The organism is Rhodococcus sp. IEGM 1302 (assembly GCF_030056935.1).
Lineage (GTDB): Bacteria > Actinomycetota > Actinomycetes > Mycobacteriales > Mycobacteriaceae > Rhodococcus_F > Rhodococcus_F qingshengii.
The window spans coordinates 73,697-98,897 of the sequence record NZ_JASHKY010000012.1 but is presented as its reverse complement, the minus strand read 5'-3'; the positions used below and the strand labels follow the sequence as shown (position 1 = coordinate 98,897).

At 62.3% G+C, this 25,201-nt stretch carries 27 protein-coding genes; 11 read left to right on the top strand and 16 right to left on the bottom strand.

What is annotated here, in order from left to right:
* Positions 1–139: 139 nt before the first annotated feature.
* Positions 140–1,129 carry a threonine ammonia-lyase gene (locus tag QM609_RS17955; RefSeq protein WP_050656871.1) on the bottom strand — a complete coding sequence of 330 codons (990 nt, stop codon included), beginning with the start codon at positions 1,127–1,129 and terminating at the stop codon, positions 140–142.
* An 81-nt stretch (positions 1,130–1,210) separates the two neighbouring features.
* Between QM609_RS17955 and QM609_RS17950 the strand changes: the two genes are divergently transcribed.
* The gene (locus QM609_RS17950; protein WP_007727464.1) at positions 1,211–2,134 is read left to right on the top strand and encodes a LysR family transcriptional regulator; all 924 of its coding nucleotides are present in this window, start codon (positions 1,211–1,213) and stop codon (positions 2,132–2,134) included.
* Between the two features lie 2 nt (positions 2,135–2,136).
* On the opposite strand, the gene QM609_RS17945 is transcribed toward QM609_RS17950, so the two are convergent.
* Positions 2,137–2,712, bottom strand: a complete 576-nt coding sequence (locus QM609_RS17945; protein ID WP_042449699.1) for a TetR/AcrR family transcriptional regulator — start codon at positions 2,710–2,712, stop codon at positions 2,137–2,139.
* A 76-nt stretch (positions 2,713–2,788) separates the two neighbouring features.
* Between QM609_RS17945 and QM609_RS17940 the strand changes: the two genes are divergently transcribed.
* Positions 2,789–3,403, top strand: coding sequence for an NAD(P)H-dependent oxidoreductase (locus QM609_RS17940; protein ID WP_050656865.1), 615 nt, complete (start codon positions 2,789–2,791; stop codon positions 3,401–3,403).
* 13 nt (positions 3,404–3,416) lie between these two features.
* Here QM609_RS17940 and QM609_RS17935 read toward each other — a convergent pair whose 3' ends face one another.
* Entirely contained in the window at positions 3,417–3,998 is a 582-nt protein-coding gene (locus QM609_RS17935; protein WP_050656866.1) for a GNAT family N-acetyltransferase, read from the bottom strand.
* A 76-nt stretch (positions 3,999–4,074) separates the two neighbouring features.
* Here QM609_RS17935 and QM609_RS17930 point away from each other — a divergent pair, with 76 nt between their 5' ends.
* A complete protein-coding gene (locus QM609_RS17930) occupies positions 4,075–5,058 on the top strand; it encodes a hypothetical protein (RefSeq protein WP_003940911.1) in 984 nt (327 codons plus the stop codon).
* 54 nt (positions 5,059–5,112) lie between these two features.
* Here the strand turns inward: QM609_RS17930 and QM609_RS17925 are convergent, their stop codons facing one another.
* The 3 genes from QM609_RS17925 to QM609_RS17915 are packed head-to-tail and all read right to left on the bottom strand — an operon-like array spanning position 5,113 to position 7,147.
* The gene (locus tag QM609_RS17925; RefSeq protein WP_283337324.1) at positions 5,113–6,003 is read right to left on the bottom strand and encodes a ferredoxin family protein; all 891 of its coding nucleotides are present in this window, start codon (positions 6,001–6,003) and stop codon (positions 5,113–5,115) included.
* 58 nt (positions 6,004–6,061) lie between these two features.
* Entirely contained in the window at positions 6,062–6,634 is a 573-nt protein-coding gene (locus QM609_RS17920; protein ID WP_050656867.1) for a YdeI/OmpD-associated family protein, read from the bottom strand.
* Positions 6,635–6,643: 9 nt separating this feature from the next.
* Positions 6,644–7,147, bottom strand: a complete 504-nt coding sequence (locus QM609_RS17915; protein ID WP_042449832.1) for a hypothetical protein — start codon at positions 7,145–7,147, stop codon at positions 6,644–6,646.
* Between the two features lie 128 nt (positions 7,148–7,275).
* Here QM609_RS17915 and QM609_RS17910 point away from each other — a divergent pair, with 128 nt between their 5' ends.
* A complete protein-coding gene (locus QM609_RS17910) occupies positions 7,276–8,121 on the top strand; it encodes an alpha/beta hydrolase (protein WP_042923446.1) in 846 nt (281 codons plus the stop codon).
* Here QM609_RS17910 and QM609_RS17905 read toward each other — a convergent pair.
* Positions 8,106–9,062 (bottom strand): GlxA family transcriptional regulator, encoded by a 957-nt coding sequence (locus tag QM609_RS17905; protein ID WP_007727480.1) that lies wholly within the window; start codon positions 9,060–9,062, stop codon positions 8,106–8,108. The two genes, QM609_RS17910 and QM609_RS17905, sit on opposite strands and share 16 nt — an antisense overlap.
* A gap of 125 nt (positions 9,063–9,187) precedes the next feature.
* On the opposite strand from QM609_RS17905, the gene QM609_RS17900 reads away from it, so the two are divergent.
* Positions 9,188–9,826, top strand: a complete 639-nt coding sequence (locus tag QM609_RS17900) for an HD domain-containing protein (RefSeq protein WP_007727481.1) — start codon at positions 9,188–9,190, stop codon at positions 9,824–9,826.
* 9 nt (positions 9,827–9,835) lie between these two features.
* Here QM609_RS17900 and QM609_RS17895 read toward each other — a convergent pair whose 3' ends face one another.
* From QM609_RS17895 to imuA', 7 genes are all read right to left on the bottom strand, one after another.
* Positions 9,836–10,792 (bottom strand): R2-like ligand-binding oxidase, encoded by a 957-nt coding sequence (locus tag QM609_RS17895; protein WP_003940790.1) that lies wholly within the window; start codon positions 10,790–10,792, stop codon positions 9,836–9,838.
* Between the two features lie 87 nt (positions 10,793–10,879).
* Positions 10,880–12,517, bottom strand: coding sequence for a sulfatase family protein (locus tag QM609_RS17890; protein WP_050656868.1), 1,638 nt, complete (start codon positions 12,515–12,517; stop codon positions 10,880–10,882).
* Positions 12,518–12,562: 45 nt separating this feature from the next.
* Positions 12,563–12,904, bottom strand: a complete 342-nt coding sequence (locus QM609_RS17885; RefSeq protein ID WP_003940902.1) for a DUF6292 family protein — start codon at positions 12,902–12,904, stop codon at positions 12,563–12,565.
* Positions 12,905–12,971: 67 nt separating this feature from the next.
* Positions 12,972–13,727 (bottom strand): alpha/beta fold hydrolase, encoded by a 756-nt coding sequence (locus tag QM609_RS17880; protein WP_030535116.1) that lies wholly within the window; start codon positions 13,725–13,727, stop codon positions 12,972–12,974.
* Positions 13,714–14,559, bottom strand: a complete 846-nt coding sequence (locus tag QM609_RS17875; protein WP_050656869.1) for an alpha/beta hydrolase — start codon at positions 14,557–14,559, stop codon at positions 13,714–13,716. The genes QM609_RS17880 and QM609_RS17875 overlap by 14 nt, the downstream gene beginning before the upstream one ends.
* Positions 14,560–14,724: 165 nt before the next feature.
* Entirely contained in the window at positions 14,725–16,278 is a 1,554-nt protein-coding gene (locus QM609_RS17870) for a DNA polymerase Y family protein (RefSeq protein ID WP_076949016.1), read from the bottom strand.
* A complete protein-coding gene (gene imuA' / locus QM609_RS17865) occupies positions 16,275–17,150 on the bottom strand; it encodes a DnaE2-dependent mutagenesis accessory factor ImuA' (protein WP_042449713.1) in 876 nt (291 codons plus the stop codon). The genes QM609_RS17870 and imuA' overlap by 4 nt, the downstream gene beginning before the upstream one ends.
* 227 nt (positions 17,151–17,377) lie before the next feature.
* On the opposite strand from imuA', the gene QM609_RS17860 reads away from it, so the two are divergent.
* The gene (locus QM609_RS17860; RefSeq protein ID WP_283337323.1) at positions 17,378–18,577 is read left to right on the top strand and encodes a serine/threonine-protein kinase; all 1,200 of its coding nucleotides are present in this window, start codon (positions 17,378–17,380) and stop codon (positions 18,575–18,577) included.
* A 9-nt stretch (positions 18,578–18,586) separates the two neighbouring features.
* Here QM609_RS17860 and QM609_RS17855 read toward each other — a convergent pair whose 3' ends face one another.
* Together QM609_RS17855 and QM609_RS17850 are read right to left on the bottom strand one after the other, a co-directional pair.
* The gene (locus QM609_RS17855) at positions 18,587–19,978 is read right to left on the bottom strand and encodes an FAD-binding oxidoreductase (RefSeq protein WP_003940869.1); all 1,392 of its coding nucleotides are present in this window, start codon (positions 19,976–19,978) and stop codon (positions 18,587–18,589) included.
* Positions 19,975–20,811: a class I SAM-dependent methyltransferase gene (locus QM609_RS17850; RefSeq protein ID WP_050656354.1), complete on the bottom strand. Its 837-nt coding sequence runs from the start codon at positions 20,809–20,811 to the stop codon at positions 19,975–19,977. The genes QM609_RS17855 and QM609_RS17850 overlap by 4 nt, the downstream gene beginning before the upstream one ends.
* Positions 20,812–20,946: 135 nt before the next feature.
* Here QM609_RS17850 and QM609_RS17845 point away from each other — a divergent pair, with 135 nt between their 5' ends.
* The 5 genes from QM609_RS17845 (at position 20,947) to QM609_RS17825 (ending at position 25,128) form a co-directional block, all read left to right on the top strand.
* Positions 20,947–21,624, top strand: coding sequence for a winged helix-turn-helix transcriptional regulator (locus QM609_RS17845; RefSeq protein WP_003940889.1), 678 nt, complete (start codon positions 20,947–20,949; stop codon positions 21,622–21,624).
* 110 nt (positions 21,625–21,734) lie between these two features.
* Positions 21,735–22,319 carry a M15 family metallopeptidase gene (locus QM609_RS17840; RefSeq protein WP_003940687.1) on the top strand — a complete coding sequence of 195 codons (585 nt, stop codon included), beginning with the start codon at positions 21,735–21,737 and terminating at the stop codon, positions 22,317–22,319.
* 2 nt (positions 22,320–22,321) lie between these two features.
* Positions 22,322–22,963: a phosphatase PAP2 family protein gene (locus QM609_RS17835; protein WP_047270193.1), complete on the top strand. Its 642-nt coding sequence runs from the start codon at positions 22,322–22,324 to the stop codon at positions 22,961–22,963.
* Between the two features lie 75 nt (positions 22,964–23,038).
* On the top strand, positions 23,039–23,737 hold the full coding sequence (locus tag QM609_RS17830) for a response regulator transcription factor (protein WP_003940940.1): 699 nt from the start codon (positions 23,039–23,041) through the stop codon (positions 23,735–23,737).
* Positions 23,734–25,128 carry a sensor histidine kinase gene (locus tag QM609_RS17825; protein ID WP_003940854.1) on the top strand — a complete coding sequence of 465 codons (1,395 nt, stop codon included), beginning with the start codon at positions 23,734–23,736 and terminating at the stop codon, positions 25,126–25,128. Before QM609_RS17830 ends, QM609_RS17825 begins: the two co-directional genes overlap by 4 nt.
* Positions 25,129–25,201: the final 73 nt, after the last annotated feature.

Genomic DNA, 25,201 nt, shown 5'->3' with positions numbered 1-25,201 from the left:
GGTGGCCTTGCTGTCGCGAGATGCGACCCTGTTCACTTTGCTGAATCGTGGAAGCGAAATCTTGTTCCAGACACACATACGCGATGCAAAATTGGTGCCGCCCTACCAAACTGGCCCATGGTTCCGATCATGCCATCGGTCAGCCGACGACCCTGCGGATCTCATTCTCGGAGGCATTGGCGCCCGTGCAGACAACAGCAACGCGCTTGCCAGCGAAGGTGTTCGGATGCGCATAGACCGCAGCAAGTGCGGCCGCACCGGCGCCTTCGCTCAAAGTGTGAGCGTCGTAGAGCAACGCCCGCTGCGCGAGGGTGATGTCATCGTCCGTGACGAGCAGGAATCCCCCGAGGCGTTCACGCAAGACACGTTGAGTGAGTGCGAACCCGGCACCGGTCGCAAGCCCTTCGACACGGGTGGTGTTCGGGCGCTCGACGCACGTGCCAGAACTCCACGAGTCATGTGCGGCTCGTGCGGCCTCAGACTGCACTGCGAACACCTCGAGGTGCGGTGCAAGCGCACTGGCGACGAGACACGCCGCCGCCGCACCGCTGCCGCCACCGACTGGGACCACCACCGCGTCCAGATCAGGTTGTTGTTCGAGGAGTTCGACGTAGGCCGTTGCAACACCGGCGAGGATTGCCGGCTCATTGGCGGCGCTCACGAGACGCAGGCCGTCACGTTCGCTGATGAAATCGGCATGAGCACGTGCCTCGTCGAAGTTCACACCGTGCTCGATGAGCTCGGCTCCGAGCATGCGGACAGCGTGAGCCTTGACTGGATTCGCCCCAACCGGCATGACGATCACACACCGCACGCCCGCACCCGCCGCGGCATACGCCAAGGATTGAGCATGGTTTCCGGTCGAGTAGCCGACAATCCCCCGCGCCCGCGTCGCCTCATCCAGTCCTGCCACCAGGTTCAGTCCGCCGCGAACCTTGAACGCACCCGTGGGGTGCACGTTCTCGTGTTTGACGAACAATTGGCTGCACGAGCCCGCACCCAAGGTCGGGTGCGATATCAGGGGCGTGACCGGTAGATGCCGACGGACGACCTGACTGGCACGCTCGATGTCTGCCCATACGGGTGGATGTAGCTGGTTTGATGCCGTGAGATCAGATGCCGGTGCCATGTGATTCACCCTGCCAAACACCGATTCATAGATCCAATACGTGTTTTCGTCCAAAGCATCGAAATCTTCTATGATTTTGGCATGCTCGATCTAATTCGGCTGAGGGTCCTGGTCGCTGTTGCACAGGAAGGGTCGGTGACAGCCGCCGCCGATTCTCTCGGTTACGCGCAGCCCTCCATCAGTCACCACCTTCGACAGCTCGAATCGGAAGTCGGGGTTCCACTGTTCCAGAGAGCGGGTCGTGGACTGCGCCTGACGGACGCCGGCGCAGTGCTGGTTCGGCGAGCCACCGAGATCCTCGGCCACGTCGACGCAGCGGTAGCCGAAGTCCAGACGTACGCAGGACTGAGGGCCGGGCGGGTACGACTGGCCGCATTCCCGTCAGCCCTGGCGAGTTTGATTCCGCAGGCGATGGCAGCGTTCACGTCCCAGTACCCCGATGTGTCCATCAGCCTCGTTGATGCAGAACCACCCAAAGCACTTGCACTGCTTCGTAACAACGATGTCGACGTAGCTGTTGTCTTCGCGCACGAGGACACCCCTGAAGTCGGGCTCAAGCATGTCGCGCAGACGACTTTGCTGGAAGATCCGTTGTACCTGATCACCTCTACGCGGAATGCAGATGCCGCCAACGAGATCACGGACTACGCCGGTGAGACCTGGATTGCCGGTTGCCCGAGCTGCCGAGCCCACCTCCTCACCGCTTGCAATCGAGCTGGATTCATTCCGCGGATCGAGTTCGAGACCGACGACTACGTCGCCGTCCAAGCCCTGGTCGCCTCCGGAAGCGGGGTAAGCACCCTTCCGGCCCTCGCCCTCCAGGCACATCAGAACCCGAGTATCCGCGCACACCGCATTCCCGGCGAGCGACGCACTGTCTCCGTCGCAACCTACGGCAAACCTCCACTTGCTCCCGCGATCGACGCGTTCGTCAGAACTCTGACAGCGATATCCGAATCCATGCGTGAGCGCGTCGAATTGGATGGGCACCAAGATAACCGGTGACCTCAGGTCCGGCCGACCACCGCGACTATCAGTGCGGCAAGTTCGCTTCGAGCATCGTCGGGCGAGAGCGCTCCCGCTACCGCCGCATGCGAGAGTGCCTCTGCAGCACCGAATATTGCGGTCATCGAAGGTTGCGCAAGTCCTCCGCCCGCACCAAAGGGAGTCAGCACCTCCCGACATCGTTCGGAATAGGCGTGTTCCGATTCACGCTTGACCCGCTCCAGCTCGGGCGAACCCTCCAGCGCTGCAAGCACACCCGTCAGTTCACGCCCCTGCGCCAGCGAACATCCGACGTAGGAGTCGGCGATGGCATTCGCGCGTCCGTTCAGAGACTCATCCGCGGCATCGAGATACTCCTCGAGCATCACCGTCTGACGATCGTCGAATTCCTTGAAGAGCGCTGCCAACAACGCGGCGCGAGAGGCGAAATGGCTGTATACAACTGGCTTTGCAACGCCGGCACGTTCAGCCAACCGACCAAGGGTCAGCGCGTCCGCACCCTCCTCTCGCACCAATGCCCACGACACCTCCACGAGTTGTTCGTACCTGCCGGCTCGCGACAGTCTCGTACGTGCCATCGGACACCTCCTTGCGCTATATACCAATAGTAACCTACTCTTAGTACATAAGCGCACCATCTACCGAAGGACGCTCATGACCACACTCGTCGTAGTCTCCCACCCCGATCCCCAGTCACTTACCCAGCATGTCGCCCGTTCTACTGCCGACGCGATCCGCGACCTGGGCGGCGACGTCGACTTCGCGGACCTATATGCCGAGAATTTCGATCCCCGATTCGCCGAAGCCGATGTGAACCTGTTCCGCGGCAAAGGGACTCCCCCGGCCGACGTTGTAGCCGAGCAGGACCGAATCGATCGTGCAGACGATCTGATTCTCGTGTTTCCGATGTACTGGTGGTCGATGCCCGCACTACTCAAAGGTTGGATCGATCGAGTCTTCGTCAGCGGATGGGCGTACGAATTCACCCCGGGAAGCGAATTCGTGAAGAAACTGGACCGACTCACCGTCCACCTGATTCCAGTCGCAGGTGACGACGCCGAGAGTTTCGACCGACACGGCGTGTACGAGGCCTTCCGGACACAGATCGAACGCGGAATCATCGAATATTGCGGTGCCACACTGGGATCGACAACCTTCGTTCACGAGTCGGACACGAAGAGCCGAGACGTCCTCGCCGCAGAAATCCACGACCTCAGCGAAAGCATCGCGTCCCGTGTCGCCTACCCTGCGACCGCGACTTCCCGTTGACGGTCAAAAACGGTCAACTGGCGCTTGACCGGCCCGTGGCCGCCCAGTAGCGAAGCGTGTCTCCCGAATGGCCGAGGTTGCGCGACAACTGATCAGCTGGGCGCACGCTATCGAGAAGTCCCCCACACCCTTCGATAACATTACGCGAACCCGCGTTCGTTTCGTCGCAGGTAATCAGGACGCGACTGAGCCCCACCGGGTCGCCGGCATACGTGAGCACTTCCCCCAGAGCAGCCGACGCTATCCCTTTCCGGCGTTCCGACGGCCTGACCCCATAGCCGATATGACCACCGACATCGGCCAAGAACTCATTCAAGCTGTGCCGCAACTGGATAGCACCGAGATACCTGCCGTCTCGAACGATCCACCAGTTGGTTGCCGGGACAATGTCGGGCCCCGGCAACGCCTCGGGCTGCGCCAACAACTCCTGCACCCAGTGCCCGAACCCATCGCGGGAGGCAAGGTCGAGATCCAGACGTTGCGCAACTCCCAAGGCCGAGCCGGGCTGATCCGCCTGCGGTCCACCCCACTCGTCACGCGACTCCAACCAGGACACCCACAAGGCCTCGTCAGGCGCAACCAAATCGACTGTCATAGCAGCGATGCTACGTCGCACCCGCAATGGTCGAGACTTCGCCTCAATCCATCGCAAAAGCACATAGTGTCGATGTATGAGTGGACGATTCACAGCTGGGGTCTTTATCGTCGTCGTCAGTGTCGTCGCCGTTGCGTTGGTTTGGACCGGCGTTCGAGACTATGAATCTTTCACTCCACCGGTCGCGACGGCGGTCGATCGGGCAGACTGCCTCGCCCCCGATATCACCGCCGCGCTCGTAGCCCCCGAGGCACGCGACAGCAGCATCGCACTTCGCCCCGAGGGAAGTGGTTACCCGCCTCCTGATTTCAGCCCCGTTGCCGTTGTTCGATGCGAACGCGGAGAAACGTCCGACGGTGGGTTGACCATCGACTCCATACGCCTCGAGGGGGACATCCACGCGGTGGACGATGCATTCCGCGAACAGTCTCGTCGATTTCCTGCCAACGTCCGGGCCGACTGCGCGTACCGTCTCGTCCCGCCAGCCGGTTTGTGGCTGGTAGACGAAGCAGGAGCAGCCATACGCCCTACCTGGCCGACCGCGCCCTGCGGACTGCAAGAGAAACCACACGCAGCCCTGAGCCAACTACATGAGATCAGCCGCGCGCAGCATCCGGTCGACGGCATCTCCTCCGATGACGCCGGAACCTGCGCGGAGTCGATCGGACAACCGTTCGCGACGACCACTGAAGCTGACATGAGTCGCATGGCAGAACACGAAGACACTCACGCGCGCCCACTGACGGAAACAGCTTTGGCTACACCGATTTCCGACGTCGGCAGACTACTGGTGTGCCGCTATTCCACCGAACCGCCGCTGCCCGAGTCCCGAATCCGCTTGTCACGCCAGCAGAGTACTGATCTGATGGAGGTTGCATCCACCGCGCCACCTGCAGGCCCATGCGATCTCGTCGCCCATCACATCGCTTCGATCGACGTACTTCGTCCCGACGGATCGGGCGGCACGCGGATGGCAGTCGAACTCGACGGATGCCAACGCGTAAACCTCCTCGGACAACGTCAATTACCGCCCGCAGTCATTGCGCTCCTGTTGCAGTAGCGATGACCCACACCCGAGTTCATCGAGACTGATCGTAGAAAACCGACGATGAAATCACAGGTCTCGAATCGACGTGACGACAACCGGCCTGACCGGCTTGGGCGCCGCGCCGCAACTCGGTGGACGCGGCGCGAGTTCGGAGACTGCAGTCTCCACGGCCCATTGCCGGCCGTCCACATGTGCGACGACGCATGTCCCGTCACTCGCCTGCTCGATGACAGCCAAGTCGTCGATTCCGCAGGTTATTTGCTGTCGCACAGCAATTTCCGAAGCCTGCCCCGCAGGAGACCAACAACTCCGTCCACGCAGGCCTGGCAAATGGACCTGATCTCGGGAAGCCACCTCCACGGCCGTGACACTCTCACTTGCCGACAGACGGCCGTACGTATTGCCGCTCGGCAACAGGATCATCGACGGCGCGAATCGGTGCCCGCCGGTATGCGAACACTCCCACGCCTGGGGTCCGAAGGACGACATCAGCGCTGCGGCGATCGGCCTGCCGAATACAGCGCAGCACTGGTCGCGCTTGCCGTGTGCGCAAACCAATACGACTGGCTCGGTCACTTGCTCGCCCAGTCCTGGTGGCGGCCCATCCAACAAGAAGTAATCGACGTCGAGTAATTCCATCGGCGAATCGATGTGCAACCTTTCACACCATGAGTCGCTCGGATCGGAGCGCGCAAGCAGGACGGTGTGTCCATCAGTCATCGGATCGGTACGCCCGGGTCGCCGAACGAACATGATTCGCACGTTCGCTGCATCGGCTCGGCGGCTCAGCTCGGCGGCAAGGTCCTCCCCCAAGGCCGTACCGTCCAACACGTCACGACCCCACGCGGCATTGAATTCGAGGCATACCCAGCCCCGCACGACGGCAGCGCTGCCTGCCAGCGGCTCATCGACAGCAGACAGTGCGGAACAGGTTTCGGCTTCGATCACGAGGCCCATTGTGTCAGCCTCGCTGGGTGTCGATTCGCAAGTCCCTGTGGCCCAGTGACACGGCAGCTCAATAGAACTTCTTGCCCTCCGCAAGCTGGTTCACGAACTTCTCGATCCGCCTGGCTCGCGTCTCCGGACGCTTTGCCTCCTGCAGTCGGTACACGATGGTGAATCGGTTGGTGGAATTGAGCGTCGCGTAGAACTCACGAGCCTTCGGGTTTTCCGCGAGCGCATCGAGAAAGTCTTTCGGGACCTCGGCCTTGGCTGATCCCTCGTACGCGCGATCCCATCGACCGTCGGCCTTGGCCTTCTCGATCTCGGCGATGCCGGAAGGCTCGAGAAGTCCCGCAGCGTCGAGGCGGGCGACTATCTCGACGTTGCGTTTGGACCACGGACTCCGCGCGGTGCGTCGCGAAAACTTCTGTACGAAGAAATCGTCGTCGATTCGCCGTGCGAGGCTGTCGATCCAGCCGAAGCACAGGGCAACGTCCAACGCTTGGTCGTAGTCGATCGAACTGTGCGACGAGGTCTTCTTGGCCATTTTCAGCCAAAGGCCGGGGACCAACTCGTGGTTCTCGGACAGCCATCGACGGAACTCTGCTCCGTCAGCGAAGTATTCGGTGCCGAGTTCGACTGCCATCAGTGCTCCTCATTTTCGCGATACCCATACCCTGACAAAACCCTGCGACAAATATCCGAGAGTTCCGAGTGCGAGCACCCATTTGGCAATACTGACGGTCGAAGCGGCGCGAACCCTCGAGTCGGTGATCCTGTCGCGATGATCGAGGAAATGGAGTCCGACCACGTTCTCGACGTAGTCGCCGGCCGCCGACAGTACCGGCACTACGGCAAGGGCGCGCCGAGTTGCCGGGGAAAGGGGAACCCGCTCCCCGAGCCTCGTGCCCGCTGACCGCAAAGCCATCGCGTAGATCGCGGGATGTACGAAGTCGGGGTAGTAGTGACTACGAAATCGTGCCGTGGCCTCGTCGTCCATGGAGTCCAAGATCTCGACGTACCGGCGAGCGGAGAACGCCGTCTGCACTTCCAATACTTTGGGAGCCACCGGCCCGAGTAGGCGAGCAATATTCGCTTGTGAGACAACAAAAGCGGTGGTCCACAGTGCCATCGCCTTCGCAGATCCAGTTGGTGCCATGCCACGATCGTGCCATCTTCGCACAACAGAACGGAACGGCCCGACGGAAGAGCTCGCCGAAAATGTGAATGAGGTTGTAAAAAGCGGGCATCCCGTATCGATCATCGGTCCGATAGCGGGGAGCGCGCATGTCGCCCAAGTCCAACCCGACTGTTCTGTTCATCCACGGACTCTGGATGCACCCGACCACCTGGGACCCCTGGGCGCAGGTTTTCAACGCGCAGGGATACCCCACGATGGCGCCGGGGTGGCCAGGGGACGCGTCGACCGTGGGTGAGACGCGTGAACACCCGGAAGACATCGCGGGACACGGCATCGAGGACGTGACGGATCACTACGCCAAGGTGATAGCCGATCTCGACGAACCACCGATCGTGGTGGGGCATTCGTTCGGAGGTTTGATCGCGCAGAAACTTCTGGGCCAGAAGCTGGCGACCGCGGCAATTGCCATCGACCCGGCTCAGCCCAAAGGGGTGTTGAAACTTCCCCTCGTTCAACTGGGCAGTGTTTTCCCGGTCCTGTCCAACCCCGGGAACTACCGGAAGGCGTACTCACACAACAGAGAGTCGTTCCACAAGTCCTTCGCCAGTGCCGTGTCCAAGGACGAGTCCGACGCATTGTTCGAGCAGTATGCGATTCCCGCCCCTGGTCGGCCGTTGTTCGAGGCAGCACTCGCCAACTTCGCGCCCCACAGCCCCGCTGCAGTAGATTTCAACGCCCGCCGCGGGCCACTCCTGATGATCGGCGGCGGCAAGGATCGCACAGTCCCGAAAGCCAGTTCGGACAGCTCGTTCAAGAAGTACGCCAAGGCCCCGACGATCAACGAATACAAGGTCTTCGGCGATCGAGGTCACTCGCTGACCATCGACCACGGCTGGCGTGAGATCGCGGACTACAGCCTTGCCTGGCTCGACAAGCAGGGCATGAGCCCGCCGCAAGGCAAGCACGAAAGTCAGTCTCAGCCGAAAGCTTGAAAACGACGGCGGTACACCTGCGGCGAGATTCCGAGATGCGTCGAAAATGCTCGTCGTAGGGATTCCGAACTGCCGAATCCCGCCAATTGCGCGGCTTCGGTCACCGAGTGGCCGGCATCGAGGAGCGCTTTCGCGGAGTCGAAACGGATCAACTCGACGTATTTGGCCGGCGTCGTACCGAGTTCTTCCCGAAAGAGCCTCGTCAGATGCCGTGGGCTCAGGTGCGCCAGGGCAGCCAGTTCGTCGACCGAGTACTCCCCCGCCGGATCGGCGGCCACCGCCTCGACCACTGCGCGAAGCGCGGGCACCCGGGGCCGCGGCCCGCTCAACGACGGCGAGAACTGTGACTGCCCACCTGGACGTTGGAGAAATACCACCAGAAGCTGTGCGACACGTCGGGCCATTTCTGCACCATGATCTCGCTCGAGCAATGCGAGCGCGAGGTCGATCCCGGCGGTCACACCCGCAGACGAGAACACCGTGCCGTCCTGGATGAAAATGGCGTCGGGAACTACCGTGATCTGCGGATAGGCGCGCGCCAGCGTTGCCGTGTGTTGCCAATGCGTCGTTGCGCGGCGTCCATCGAGCAGTCCACTCGCCGCCAGGATGAATGTCCCGGTACAGATCGAGGCAACCCGACCCGAACGTCTCGCCAGATCGCTCGCTGCCTCACGCAATTCCGGACTCACCGGCATCGACGGGAACACGTCGCCACCCATGACCAGCAACGTGTCGAAGGAACCGGAATCTGCGACGTCACAGTCGACCGGAATGCGCATGCCGGTCGACGAGTCGACATCGTGTCCACCTACCGAGCAGATCACCAACTCGTAGTTCGCTCCGCCGCGATTGGCCTCTGCGAACACCTCACTCGGACCTGCGACGTCGAGCAGTTTGACGCCGTCGAACACCAGGACGGCAACTCGATGCACTGCGGTCACGATCGCTCCCCTTCGTCCTGATCTGTGGACAGTATGGCCGAGATCAGGGTGCGCCCGCGTGCGTGCTCGACCGACACTGGGACAGACCGAGAAATTCGCAGCAGCGACGAGCAGAGCAGGTACCGATGAACACGATCATTGCCGGTGTGAAAATCCCCGATTCGAAGATGGCTGCCGACGCCACCGAACTCGTCCGAGATACGGCGTCCGAGTTACTGTTTCACCACTCGCGACGCGTCTTCCTCTTCGGATCGCTGCAAGGCGCGCGTTTGGGACTGCACGCCGACCCTGAATTGCTCTACGTCGGCGCCATGTTTCACGACCTGGGGCTCACCGAGAAATTCCGGGACAGTACGGCGCGATTCGAATTGGACAGCGCGGACGAAGCGCGGCGATTCCTCACCGGCTACGAAGTCGACGAAACCGACATCCGCAAAGTGTGGGAAGGCATCGCTCTACATACGACGCCCGAGGTCCCCTCGCGGCTGGAGCCCGAAATCGCCTTGGTGACAGCGGGTGTGGAGACCGATGTACTCGGAATCGGATACAGCGAACTCGACCAGGCCGACATCGACGCCGTCACCGCGGCCCACCCCCGTCCGGATTTCAAGAATCAGATCTTGAAGGCCTTCACCGACGGCTTCAAGCACCGTCCCGAAAGCACGTTCGGGACGGTGAACGCTGACGTACTCGAACATTTCGTGCCGGGATTTCGGCACATCGATTTTGTCGAGGTCATCCAGAACTCGGCTTGGCCCCAATAGAATTCGCAGTCATTTGGCCGCCTCACTCATCGCAGCGGCATCTTCTGCCCCGAACTTTTCCTCGAGGGTCTCCGGCGAATAGTCGAGGTCGATCTCGGCGACGTCGCGCCCGCGTGCAGACTCGATCGCCGAAAGTCGGCGCTGCGCACGGTCTGCGGCATACTCGAGGAACTCCTGATTGTCCAAACCGAACGGCTGCACCTCGAATTGATCGTTGACCCAGTTGATCATTCCGAGGGCCATGGGCATGAGTTCACCCATCCGCTGCTGGACGACGTCCCAGTTGTGATCGTCGGCGGCGACGTGCCTTCGGCAGGTGAACGTTCCCCAAGCCATGTGCCGTCGTTCGTCGTCACCGATCTTTCGCACCAATTGCTGCATGCCAGGGAGGATTCCGCGCGTCGCACAAACTTTCTGCCAGGCGTAGTAACCCGTCAACGCCAGACTGCCCTCGATGACGTGGTTGTACGTGACGCTGGCACGCACCTGGTTGACCGGGCTGGGGTCTGTCTCGAGAATGCGTAGCGACGACGGCAGCTCCTCGTAGAACAGTTGCCGGTAGTACGGATTGTCAGCGACGTAGGAATGCAGGTCACTGGTCAATCCCACTTCGTCCATCCACAGCCGAAACACCTGGGTGTGCTTGGCTTCCTCGAAACAGAACTGCGTCAAGTACATCTCGTCGCCGAATCGTCCCTCGGTCGACATTGCTTTCATGAACGGTTGAATGTCTTCGGTGACGGCTTCTTCACCGGCGATGAACTGCGCACACAGGAAGGTGGCGCTGCGCTGTTGTTCGCTGGTCAGCTCCTGCCAGTCACGGGCATCCTGCGAAAAATCGAGGTCGGTTGGGTTCCAGAATTTGGCGTTTCCCTTGGTGAACAATCGGAGTGGGAACGAATCCCAGTTCAACCCTCCCGACCGAAGAGAACTGAAACCTTCTCGCCCCGGCGAGGTGACAGTCATGACATTCCTTCTTCCCGAACCGAAGACAGATGCCCCACCAGCATGCCCGCAGAACTGAAACGTGAATCAGTTTTGACGAAATTCGATCTATTCCTTCAGGGAAACACCCTTGGTCTCCATCACTGCGAAGAGCTTGGCGTTCATCTGAGCTGCCAGATCCGGCCGATACGAACCGATGTTGAGCGGATTGGCGAGATTGTTCAGTTCCAAGGGGTCGGCTTGTAAGTCGTACAGTTCGTATTGCGGCGCAGCAACTCCCGCAGGATCGAAGTACATCGTGTACTTCCAGCGGCTCTCGCGTATGCACCGAATGTGGTTGGGCTGCGTGACGATGTTCTGACCGTCGGGCGTCGCACAGTTCTGATCGTCGTAGGTGAACAGAATCGTGTCCTGAACCTGCGTGCTGGGACTTTGCGGATAAGCGGCAGCGTCGACGATGACCGGTGTCAGATCGGTACCCAGGAAGTTCCACGATTGACGCGCAGGCGCTTGGGCGAGCGTGGCGAGAGTGGGCATCACGTCGATCAACGACGCCAGGGCGTCGGTGCGAACGGGTTCGGGAAACAGCAAGGGGTTGCTGATGACCAGTGGAACGCGCAGTGTTTCCTCGTAGGCGTTGAACACTTTCTGCCGCAAACCTCCGTGGCTCATCCCCATCTCCCCGTGATCGGACATCCGAACGATCACCGTGTCGTCGAGCATCTGTGGAGTGGCTTCGATCGCGTCGAGCACGCTGCCGATGTGTTCGTCGACCACCTTGTGCATATAGGCGTAGAAGTTGATGTAGTTACGCGCCTGATCGGGTCCGAGCAGCGGCCCGAGCCCGGCTGCCAACAGCAGTTCCGACTGAACCTGGGCTGTCGGTTTGTGATTGAGCGCCAGGATCTCGTCGAAGGTGGGCGGCAAGTCGATACCCTGCTCGAAGGCGCCTGGCGCGTCCGATCCGTAGTTGTCGCACGTGCCGTTCATCGCGTTCCACGTCTGGGGGTACGCGAGGACATCGTGCGGGTTCACGAACGAGACGATCAGCGCCCAAGGCTGTCCGGATGCGACTGCGGGTCCGGAGAGAAACTCGACAGCTTCCTCGGCGACACGGCGATCATGGTCTGCGCACCCGCCACCGAAATGATCCGGATTGGTGTCCTGGCCCGCGTCCGGCGGAATCCACCCCTCGAAGCCGAATCCTGCCACGTCCTCGCTTGTCGGATCACCACCCTCGACGCCTTTGCTCAGATGCCATTTCCCCCGGTACTGGACGTTGTAGCCGGCCGACGCCAGCAGCTTTGCCATGTTCTGTTCGGAGACCTGCAACTGTGGCTCGGTGGGTGAGACAGTGCCACCTTCGGTGAGCGTTCTGGTGACCCCGTGCTGCGCGGGGTAGAGGCCGGTGAAGAACGTACTGCGACTGGGCGAGCACATCGCGGTGTTGCACACTGCCTGGTCGAAACTCAGCCCGTGATCGGCAATCCTCTTGTGGTTGGGCAGATTCTGTTCAGCCCAGCCTTGGGGCCAGTACATCGGCCGGCGTTCCTGATCGGTGATGATGACAACGATGTTGGGTTTCTGCGGAAACCGATCGGCGGGTGCTGCTTGTACCGGCACCGCGCTCACCGCGCCGGCCGCGACGTCTGCCACTCCCGCGAGGACAAGGGCACCGACGCCACCGAGGAACGTCCGGCGCGGCAATGAATGACAATGCGGGGCTGGAACGTTCTCTGGGTTCACGGGCGTCGTCCTCTCGGAGGCGTTGTCGCCCCAGAGTTGACCGAATCACTCTTCGCTACACATGCGCGAGCAAACTGCCCGTGCGCTGATCAGTTCGATAACCCGATCCGCACAGCGCAGCGGATCCGGTGTCCGGCCGATACCGAGGGTGTCGACTATCGAAATCGTCCTTCGCACATCAGCCTCCTCGACACCCCACGACCAACCGAAGTCGTGATTCCAGAGCAGAACTGCGTTCTTCCCCGGATGGTGCCTGGCATGAACGGGAAGGACGATCACCGCATCCATGCTCGGCCCCTGCGGCCATCGGACGGTCTCACCGTGAACGGACCGTGCTACCGCGTCGATGTATTCGTGTGCGGACCAGTCGTTGCCGTTGGTATGCATGGAAGTACATTCGGTGCCACACACGTTTCGGATGGGTTCGTGGCATCACCGATCGAGTATTGCGCTTTCAGGAAATGAACGGCAACACAACGGATTCGAATTGGCGATGACCGTCGCGGTGGACACTGTGGCCGGTACGGAAAGAGACCAATTCGCAGCGTGCGACGGTGGCTGCAACAGCGTCGAGGCGAACAGGATCCACCATCCCGCCCAGACCTCCACGCAGGAACAACATGTCAGCCTCGATGAGCGGCAACCGATCCCACCACTGCGGATCCGGTCGGCGGAACTGCTCGAGCGCGGACCGCGTCATCGAGCGATCGAACGTCAACGCTGCTCGCGGATGCCGCACCAAACTTGTTGTGGCGTGCCACAGTTCTGGGACACTCGGCAATTTCCTCGCGAACACCTGTTCCGGGTCACCCGCGCGTAATGGTAACGGCGCTTCCTCGATGACCAACTTCCGCACCGCAGTGGGACGTTTCTGCGCGATCAACGACGCCGCGTGCCCGCCGAGCGAGTGGCCGACCAGATCCACCTGCTCGAGTTCGAGATGATCACACACGTCCATGACGTCGTCCGCGAACTCCTCGAACAGATACGACGACGCACGAGCGCTCCGGCCGTGGCCGCGAAGGTCGACCGAGACAACTCGCCGGTTGCGTGATCGCAAGGTCCGCGCGAACTTGTCCCAGGTACCGCTGTCGCCGCCCATCCCGTGCACGAGGACTACCGGAGGCAGATCGGCCACACTGGGATGCGAGCCGGAATCGCGGTAGCTGATCTGGACCCCGCCGGCACTTCGTACGTTAGCGACACTCACGAGTTCCCAGGATAGACCCGTCCTCGCGGATTGCTGACGCGGTCAGCCGAGGCTGCAACTCCCCTGGTCGCGTGACCTCGTCGTAGCGACCGAGTCCGATCCTCGCGATGTTTCGCAGCGACTCGCTTGCATCGGCGAAGTAGCCGCAATGCCCTCGAACGGCTCCGGTACCGAAAACAATGGCTCCGTGCTGCGCCCGAACTGGAGACGGGCCGTGGCCGATGCGGCCGATCTTGACGCGTGGGAAATAGCGGATCCAGTCCGACGGACCAAGCGCAGCCCAGAGATTTCCGGCAAAGCACAGGTCTTCGCGCGAACTGGTCCCCATCCCCGGACTACCCAGCACCACGCAATCGTCCACTCGCGCCGACGGGAGAGCGAGTCCGCACACCACGGCCCCGTAGCTGTGTCCGACGAGCGTCACATGCGCCGATCGCGGCAGGATACGAGTCAACCGCGCCAGATCTATCGCACCAAGTTCTGCAAGTGTCCGGGAGAACGACTCGAGAAATCCCCACGGCGTCCGATAACCGACCCACACGATCACCGCGACGCGGTCGTTCGGCCCGAGCGTTCGGAGCATCCTTCCCAGTGTCCATCCGCTCGCGCGTGGTCCTGTCGGACGGTTCTCGTCGAAGTAGTTTCCCAGTCCGTTGTCGTTGCCCGGCACGAAGATCATGATGTGCTCGGCTGTGGCGACATCGCCGAACACCTCCACGATCCGGCCTTCGCCGGTCTCGTCGTACGCCAGAAGTTGTGCGTCGCGTAGCTCCATCGACTCGTAGTGAAGTCGATCGGTTCCGGAAGCGTCAGCTCGACCCGCCGTTTTCATGACACTCCTCGCGAAGAGTTGCAACGACGAGAATCATTGCAACAGTGAGTTTTTGAATGTCATCAACGCTAGGCGCCCGACGGCGTCAGTGCGATGGCGCCAGCGCCCCTACTGTTCGTACAGTCGACTCGACCATGTCCGGTACAGCTGGCTGTACCTACGAGCTCATTCGTACACGCCCTCCACCGACCATCCACCGCCTTCACAGATCATCAGCAACGCCCGCGATTCCTCCAACAGCACCTGAGCCCGCGCGGCCGTGCGCGCCGAGGCTGCGTCCCACCATCGCTCGTCCACCGGCCAGGGCCCGGCCCATCCCTGCACTGCCCATTCCTTGCTCCCCCACTTCAGCCTTCCCGGCTGCGAGCTGAAGACACCGCGCTCAGTGACGTACACGGCGTTGCCGGCTACATCCTCCAGCCATACCTTGGGATTGTCGACGAAGATCGACCCCGGAGACGGCTGCGGCAGACGACCAGGCCACGGGGCTGTCGGATCATGAGCAGCTACCCGCTCGTCACCCAAGGGCAACAGGGTAATTCGCTCCGAGGGCCCTCGACCACCGCTCAGGACACCGACCTGAACCGATTCGCCGCCCAGAAGACCTTGCACGCGCACCAATGCTCGCCTGGCCCGCTCCTCCTCGTCGCCGACACCGCCCCACAGCCCCAACTGCAAAGCGCCGGCACTGACCACCTCCACCGGTTCCAGACGCAACACCGCTATGCCTGCGGTCGGCCGGGTCTCACTGCGCCCGCTGAGCCAGCCGTCCAGTTGCCATCGCACTCGATCGGCCGTTCCCTCCGGTGTCAGAGGTTCGGCGCAACGCCAAGTCCGAGAAAGATTTTCACCGTTGCCCGTGCTGGCCGAAATCGACAGGCGGGTACACGCCACTGCGGCAGCCGACAATTTGTCGTGCAGGAGACTCGCCAAGGCGCGCCCGGCAAACGCTGCGGCATCCACCCGCTCGATCGACGGATCGTAATGCTGCTCCACTTCCAGATCCGGCGGAAGCGTCCGCGCCGACGGTGGCCGCTCGGGTTCACCGCGCGCCGCACGATGCGCGAGCACCGCATCGGCCCCGAAACGCGAAGCGACGTCCACTGCCGGTAAATCCGCGAAAGCACCGATGGTTCTGATCCCGAGCCTGCGCAGCAGATCCACCAACTCCCCGCGATGCGGCGCAGACAGACTGGGCTCGGCCGCCAACTCCGGCATGGGTAGCGGCGCCAGAAACCGTGCCCCCTCCCCCGGCGGCACCAGCGCTGCCCGGCGCGCGGCAATGACCGCTGTGGACAGTTGATCCGCCACACCCACCTGACTCTCGACGCCCGCAGCAGATGCCTGATCCACCAATCGTTCCGCCGCGGCTTCCTCCGAACCGAAGTACCGACTGACACCTCGCGCACTGAGCACCAACAAACCGGGACGGAGTACCTCGACGCCCGGTGCCACCGCATCGATGGCCGCGGCGACCGGCTCGAACAATCTGGCGTCGCGTTCCGGATCTGCCATCGCCACATACAGTTCCGGGCAGCGGGCCTGCGACTCGCGTCGGCGCAGGCCTCGTCGCACTCCCTCCGCGCGGGCCGTCGCCGAACATGCGATCACCCGATTACCCGAGGTGACCGCGACAGGATGCGTGGCAGGAAGATCGGCAAGCGCTGCCGCTGCCACCGCCGGCCAGTCCGGGCACCACAACGCCAGAACTCTGCTCACAGTGACACCACCCGCGACGACACCACCTGCTCCGACACCACCTGCTCCGACACGGCCTCGACCGGCCGGGAAGGTACCCACTCGACCCGCCCGGCTGCACTACAGATGTCCAGACGCGTGGTCCGGGGCTGGAACGAGCGCCCCCGAGCACGAACCGCGAGGCTCAGGGAACTGAGCCGACCACGCCCCAACTCACGGCCCTGACCGAACCCACCGTAACCATGAACCCGAGCGTCCAACCGAACTTCGGCCCCGTCCCAGTGACCTTCGGTGACAACAAGAGTCGAGCCCTTGCTCCGGGCGCGCGCCACCACCGCTCGCGCACGCGACGGGGATACCGACGCACCCGCCAATCCCAGAATCACCAGATCCATACCGTCGAGCAGCACAGCAGCGATCTCGACCGGATCCGGCCCAGGCGCCGGAATGAGCGCCAGACGTTCCAGTTGCGCACCCATCTCGTACGCCGCCAGCAATCCCAGTCGAGGTTGCCCGATGACTGCCACATGCCCCCCGGACGCCGTCACGGACGCGACCAATCCCAAGAGCAAGGAAGCAGCGCCCTCGACGGACACCACGGTTCCGCGCACCAAACCGCCCTGCGGTAGCAATGCCCCGATACCTTCCGGCACTGGGAGAACACCAGCCTTGTGCGCGCGGTCCACGACCGGCATTTCCCGGTCGGCAACACTCTCGAAGGCTGCTGCACTTGTCCCGGAAACACCAGCCACGGAAACACTCGGTCCCGAAAACGACGTATCGCCGCGAGAGGGAATGGACGCGATCTGTCGGCGGAGCTGTGCCAGCCGATCCTGACGGGACAACCCCGCCGCATCTGCCGACAGCTCCACCAACTCGGTCACCTCGGTCATCCCCATCCTCCGGAACACCGGAAAAACTCACTCGGCAGCAATCCATAACCAGCCGGCAAACCGCGGGGAAGTCGGGTCTGACATGCATCCAACGAACAGCAATTTCGAACATATTTTCGAACTGTTTTCAGTAAACCGTGTCACCCCCGACACGTCAAGCAGAGCAAAAAACCCAGTTCACAGGAGCCTCGAGCGTCACAGTGGCATCAATCCATTAACCTTGAGATGTGACAGCTCAGGAGCAGACCGGGAGGGGCATCGGGCCCGAATACCTGCTGGCGGGGCGGTACCGACTCCACTCCAAGATCGGCGACGGAGGCATGGGCGCCGTCTGGCTGGCCCGCGACACCCTCCTCAGCCGTGACGTCGCGGTGAAACAGGTCACAAGCACGGAAGGCCTCGACACCGAAACGGCCGAAGAGGTCCGTGAACGTACATTGCGCGAAGGCAGGAACGCCGCAAAGCTCACCCACCCCCACTCCATCGCCATGTACGACGTCGCGATCGAGTCCGGTGAACCGTGGTTGGTCATGGAGTACTTCCCCGCCCGCAGCCTCGCCCAGGCGATGAACCTGGCCGACACGTTGCCACCGCTGGAGGTCGCGCAGATCGGCGCGCAGATCGCTGCGGCACTCACCGAGGCGCACGCCGCCGGCATCGTCCACCGCGACATCAAGCCCGGCAACATCCTGATCGCCGACCGAGGCAAGTCTCTCGGCACCGTCAAGATCAGTGACTTCGGCATCGCCCGCGCAAAGAGCGACGTATCCGACACCCAGGACGAGGTCATCACCGGCACTCCCGCGTACTTTGCACCCGAAGTTGCCCGCGGCGACGATCCCACCGAGGCCAGTGACGTCTTCTCACTCGGGTCGACGCTCTACACGGTGATCGAGGGTCAACCGCCCTTCGGCATCGACTCGGACGCCATCGCTCTACTGCATCGTGTCGCCAAGGCCGAGATCTACCGACCCACCAAGTCCGGACCGCTCACCGACGTTCTCCTTCAGCTCCTCGAGCCGGACCCCACCCGTCGGCCGACGATGGCTCAGGCACGCGACGCGCTCGCTGCAGCCGCGACGGGCGGTGGCACGATCGAGCAGTTGATCGACGCTCCCGTCTACTCGTCCGAAGGCGCCGTGCCGGCGTGGGCTCACCGCACCACACAACTCGCCGACCCACACCGCCGCAATCGCCTGACCGGCTCCACGATCACCGGACTGCCTGCAGTGCAACAGAACACGCCACTGCGGAACGTTCCCAGCCCCATGGACATGTTCTCCTGGCCGCCGCGGATACCGACCGGCCCCGCCGATGCCAGCACCCGCGACAAGGTAGTGGCTTGGGCTCCCCTCGCCATGACAGGCATGGTTGCCGTCATCATCTTGGCCGCACTGATCGTCGTCATCCTGGTGTTCACGGCCTGACCGGACGCTCTACGCGGGCAGAATGTTTGCGTTGAGGTGAAACACGTTGTCCGGGTCGTACTTCGCCTTGACGGCGGACAATCGCGCGTACTTCGCCGCACCGTAGGACGCTCGCACTCGGTCCTCGTCGACATCGGTCATGAAGTTGACGTACCCGCCTTGATTGGACGAGAACGGACGCAAGGCTTCCCAGGTCTCACGCACCCACGATCGATCCAATTCCAGTGTCCCGGCATCGGTGGCCGTAGCCGTCATGTTGCACACGTAATGTGGTGTGCGAGAACCACCGAACGCAGTGTCGTCCTCGCCGACGGAGGTGAAAGCTCCCTGCAGCGGAAAGATCGGCATGAAGGACATCGGCGACGATTTCTTGCCCGCTTGCTCGGTCAGAACATCGATCACGTCGTCGGAGAAATCCACCAGGTCCAAGGCCTTCTCATAGGCGTATGCACCCCATGGTTCCGATTCGTCGAGCATCGACTGTAAACCGATGTACGGGAGCGGGGTGACGAACTCGAACAGCGTCGGCACGCCCTCTCGAATCGGCGCAATCGCGTTCGAGTGTTCCTCTTCCGATCCGAAACCGGCTACCAGCAACGCGTATCCGGGCAGCAGGTGAAACTGATCCGGAACAAACGGTGCCGGAGGCGCGGACAAACCGACGGCAACCATCGCTCCGGCATTTCTCGGCAGGGCAGGCACCACTTCGCGGCACAGACGAAGCGCTGCGGGTCCGTCCTCCATCCCCCAGAAGAACAGTCCCAGATGCACTTCCGGACCGATCTCGCTCAGACGGTACTCGAACTCGGTGACCACTCCGAAGTTTCCGCCGCCGCCGCGCAGCGCCCAGAACAAGTCGCTGTGATCGTTCTCGGAGGCCCGCACGATCGAACCGTCGGCGAGCACCACCTCTGCCGACACCAGATTGTCGATCGCCAGGCCGAGCGTGCGCGTCAACCACCCCATGCCGCCGCCGAGGGTCAGGCCACCGACGCCGGTATCACTGATCACTCCACCGGTCACTGCCAATCCGTGTTCCTGCGTCGCGGCGTCGAGGTCGGCAATCGTCGCACCACCACCGACCCTGGCTCGCTTCGCGGACGGGGCGACACTGACTACGTTGATCGCACTGAGATCGATCATCACACCGCCTTCACACACCGAGGTACCTCGGTAGGAATGCCCACCACCTCTGACCGAAACCTCCAACGAATGGGCTCTGGCAAATGCAAGTGCCACAGACACATCCGACGCCGACCGGCACCTGGCGATCACCGCCGGACGATGATCGATCTGCCCGTTCCAGATCGACCTGGCGTCGTCGTACTCCGGATCTCGGGGGCTGAACACAGAACCCGTGATCGCCGACTTCAGTGGCGCGAACTCGACCGTCGTCATCATGCACCGCCCTCATCGGGTGTCGCGGTGAGAAGCAGGTACTCCCACTCCATCACGAACGGCTCGCTTCCGCTGCCGTACTTCTTTGCCAACTCGAGCAGATCGCGATCGAGCGCCTGCGTGCGGTCAGGATCGCCGGCGATGTTCCGGTACACCGCGATGGTCGGGCCGTAATTCTTCTTGAAGAAATCGCGGAAATCTTCCGGCCCGCTGAATGTGTCCACACGAAGTACGTCTTTCCTCGCGGCAACATCGCCGAGCAGATCACGAACATGGTTCTCGTCGCCCCACAAAGGCGCCGGCTGCGAACCAGGAGGCGGGGGCGGTGCATACGGCTTCATCGTTTTGAACATCTCGCCGATGAACCCCGTCGGAGTCCAACTCAGCACTCCGATCTTTCCACCGGGTCGGCATACTCGCAAAAGTTCGTCCGCGGCGCGCTGATGATGCGGGGCAAACATCACACCGACGCACGAGAGCACTACGTCGAACTCGTTGTCGCCGAACGGAAGAGCCTCGGCATCGGCCTCCTGCCAATCGAGTTCGACACCCGCGAGCGCCGCGGCCTCCCGTCCTGCCACGAACAGTTCGGGAGCCAGGTCGGTGGCGATCATCTGCGCACCCAGCGCAGCCGCCGGAATGGCGGCGTTGCCGGACCCCGCCGCGACGTCGAGCACCCGATCTCCTTTCTGCACGCCGCATTCACGCACCAATACAGGTCCGAGTTCCGCGATGACCTGCGTCGCCACCGCCGGATAGTTACCGAGCCCCCACATTGCCCGGTGCTTGGCCTTCAGCTCCCGGTCCAACCCGAGAGTCCCCGTTGATTCACTCATTACCGTTCTCCTTCAATAATTTTCGTACTCGGAGCCTGACAGCGTTCATGCCGTTACTCCGACGCTACGACGACGGTTCGCTCCTCTCCAGTACGAAATCTGTACCGGAGCACCCCGGAGGCCTACGATCGAGAGATGGGGTCCTCGTACCACCAGTTCTGCCCCGTCGCCAAGGCGATGGAGCTACTCGACGAGCGGTGGACACTGCTTCTCCTCCGCGAACTGATCATGGGAAGCGAACATTTCAACGATCTCCGCCGCGGGCTCCCGCGAATGTCACCGACTCTGCTCTCGACCCGGCTTCACCAACTCGCGGTCGCCGGCATCGTGGAGCGAGAAGAAACCGACTGTGTCGTCAGCTATCGTCTGACCGACGCCGGCCGCGAACTGCGCCCTGTGGTCGAAGCTCTCGGCATCTGGGGTACCAGGTGGATCGGTGAACTGGGCGACGAAGATCTGGATCCGAAGCTGCTGCTGTGGGACATGCATCGCCGCGTGGATCATTCCGTGGTGCCTGAAGGCAAGACCGTGGTGCACTTCGCATTCTCCGGAGTACGTGGACATTCGCGGAACTGGTGGCTCGTCATCAATTCCGGTGAGGTGGACATGTGCGATATCGATCCGGGTTTCGACGTTGCAGTGTCGGTCTCTGCGGGCTTGCGACAGATGACCGAGATCTGGCGAGGTAACCTGACCTGGTCGGACGCCATACGGTCCGGTGACGTCACCATTTCTGGGCCTACTGCGTTGCGTCGTAGCCTGCCTTCGTGGTTCGAGCTGTCGACTTTCGCGTCGATCCCGCGCCCCGCGTAGCGCGCGCTCACCAGCCCCGTTCCGTCCTGTTACAGAGCTGTTGCAGACCGTGACACCGTCGACGAACGGTGACCACCTGCCGGTGACACTGACCGAGAAGTCTCTGTTGTATGCCCAGCCACCGCGGAATCATCCGCTTCGTCGCACTCGGTGCAGTCGTGCTCGGTGCGGTCGCGCTCAGCTCCTGCTCGTACACAGAAGAAGCACAACCGAAGAGCGGTAACTACCTTGCCACTCAGCCTGATTCAGGACCCTCAGGCGGCGAGATCGAGGACGGCATCAGCTTGCAGGACACTCATGTGCCCGCGCTTGCCCGTCTCGATTCCGCACTGCTCGCGGCGCTCCAGTCGGCAGCGGCCGACGCACAGGCATCCGGCGTGGACATGCACGTCACGTCGGGTTGGCGGTCCGCGGCATACCAACAGCGACTGTTCGACGAAGCCGTCGTCAAGTACGGCAGCGTGGACGAAGCGTCCAAGTGGGTGCACTCGCCGAGCCTGTCCAAGCATGTCAGTGGACAGGCCGTCGACATCGGACCGACCGACGCCGACGACTGGCTCATTCAGCACGGCAGCGATTACGGCCTCTGCCAGACCTACGCCAACGAGATGTGGCATTTCGAATTGGCAACCACTCCTGGCGGGGAATGCCCGCCACAACTGAGCAACCCCTCGGACGAGAGAGCGGAAGGCTGATCATGACACGAGTCAAACCAGCGAGACTGATTGCCGCACTGGCACTCTTGATCCTCGGAGTCGTCGAATTCGAATTGGCGGTCAACACCACCGGTGGTCAGATCGTCGACCAACAACTCATGGTGGGTGCGGCCACCTCCGAACGCCTCAGCGTGTTCTCCGCCGAGTTCATCGGCCTCGTCACCCCGATACTGATAGTGGGAGGAGTGCTCGTGGCGCTCATGATCACATTGCGCAACAACCCGATTGCGCTAGCTTTACGCGTCGTCGTCGTGACCCTCGGTCCCATCACGACGGCCTGGGTTCTCAAACAATCGCTGGATCGACCGGACCTGAACGGTCTGGTGATGCACAATTCCTTCCCCAGCGGCACTTTGACGGCCATAGCTGCTCTGGTCTGCGCGATCGTGATCGTCACGCCCTCGAGGTGGCGGGCGGTCGTTGCGGTCAACGGTGCGCTGATCACCATCGGAACCGCGATCTCGGTAGTCGTGCTGCAATGGCACCGCCCGAGCGACGTGATCGGTGCACTACTGCTCGTCGGCTGCTACACCCTCGCTGTGTCGGCATTTCCGTTGAACACCAGCGTCGCCCGGCATGCGGTGCTGGCAGACTCAGGCAACGAGCGACTCTCGCGAGTGTGACCCCTGTACCCTTGGCTGACCGAGATTTCTCCGACCGCAGAAGGCCCCTGATCATGGCGAGTCCAAGGTGAGCTCATGGTGAGCATTCTTTTCATAGAAGACGATCCAGCCGTGGCCGAGGCAATCACGTTGGGACTGAACCGACTCGGGCACAACGTCAGCCATCGCCCCGACGGTAACGGTGATTTCGACGACGCCCTGGGTGCCACGGACCTCGTCCTACTCGACCTCGGGCTGCCGGGTGCCGACGGTTACGAGATCTGCCGACGTATCCGCACCCGAAGTTCGATCCCGATCATCATTCTGACCGCTCGGTCCGACGACATCGACACCGTCGCCGGCCTGGAAGCCGGTGCCGACGACTACGTCGTCAAACCGGCCAGTCCGCGCGTCCTCGACGCTCGTATCAAAGCCGTCGTGCGGCGCTCGGCACCCGCAACGACGCGCCCGGATGCGACGCCGGGTGCAGAGACGTTCGGCGACCTGGAATTGGATCGGTCGTCGCTGCAGGTCCGCAAGGCCGGGATGCTGCTGACCCTCACCCCGACCGAACTCCGACTGATCCTGGCGCTGACCGAGAACCCCGGACAGGTCCTGAGCCGCCGACAGTTGTTGTCCGCAGCCTGGGACCAGGAGTATCTGGGTGATTCCAGAATCGTCGATGCAGCAGTGCAGCGGCTGCGCGGAAAGATCGAGGACGACCCGGCCGCACCGACCGTCATCGAAACGGTGCGCGGGTTCGGGTATCGCTTCAACACCAGCCCAGCCCGATGAGACCGACCTGGCTTCAGGTCGACGGTCTGCGAACCAGGCTCGTGCTCGTGTTCATCGCAATCGTCGTGATCATCGCCGGGGCAACCGCGGGTGTCGTCTCGTTCATGGCACGGTCGTGGATCTATTCCAACGCTCAGGATGTCGCGACCGCACAATTTCGCGACGAACTGCAATACGTCAACGGAACACCGGTAGACGAGTTGACGCCTGCCAACCTCCAACAGATCTTCCAGTCCGACATGACGCTGATCGTCGACGGCGAAGTCATCCGTCAAGGATCCGTGGATGCGGCGACCATTCCGCCCAGCTTCGACGAAGGTTTGGACAGTCCGAAGCTGATCCGTTTCGAGAGGCTCGACTCCCAGCGCATCATGTTGGGAATGTCCGTCAATGTCGTGGACATGAGCGCGGACGACAGCTACGACAACGAGACATTGGTCAAAGCCGTCACCATCCGGCCGCTGGTAGGAGTGCAGGACAAGTTCGACGACCTGCTTCGAGCTGTCGGCCTCACCCTCGCCGCCGGTGTGTTGGTGAGCGGACTACTCGGGCTGTGGATCGCGTCGACGCTTGTCCGTCCGCTCAAACGCCTGGACAAGGCGGCCGCCCGCGCTGCCGACGGCGACCTCAGCGTCCGACTCCCCGAAGACGGAGTAGCCGAACTCGCCCAGGTCACAACAACGTTCAACAACATGGTCGCTCGCAACGAAGCGGTCATCCGAGGTCTGGAAGAATCGGAAGAGCAGTCGAGAAGGTTTGTCGCAGACGTCTCCCACGAGCTCCGGACGCCGCTCGCAGCACTGGTGCCGGTCAGTGAGATCCTCCGTGAAGAGATCCCCAATCTTCCGCCCGACGCCGCCGCTGCCGCGCGCATCGTGAGCAGTGAGATCGGCAAGCTCACTCGACTTGTCGAAGACCTCATCGAAATGTCTCGCCACGACTCTCAGCAAGCGCACCTCGTCCTCGACGACGTCGACCTCGTCGAATTGACCGAGCGCACACTCGAGAGCCGCGGATGGACAGACACCGTCGAACTGCGCGCACCCGAAAGTGTCAGCGCCAGAGTCGATTCGCGTCGGATCGACATTGTCGTCGCCAACCTCGTCGGCAATGCACTGCGCCACGGAGCGCCCCCGGTTCGCGTCGAGTTGAGCGTCGAATCCGGTTTCTCCGTCATCACCGTCGTCGACCACGGCCCCGGCATCTCACCCGAAGACCGGCAGGCGATCTTTCGGCGGTTCTACAAGGTCGACACCGCGCGCGGACGCAGCGAGGGCAGCGGACTCGGACTCTCGCTCGCCGTCGAGAACGTGCACCTGCACGGCGGCACCATCGGCGTCGACCAGGTGGATGGTCGCACGGTCTTCACGGTTCGCCTGCCCCGTCGCTGAACCCTTCCCGAGCGAACGTACCTTTCGGCGCACCCAAGGCGATCGTCGTACCGTTCACTCGAAAAGGGGTGGG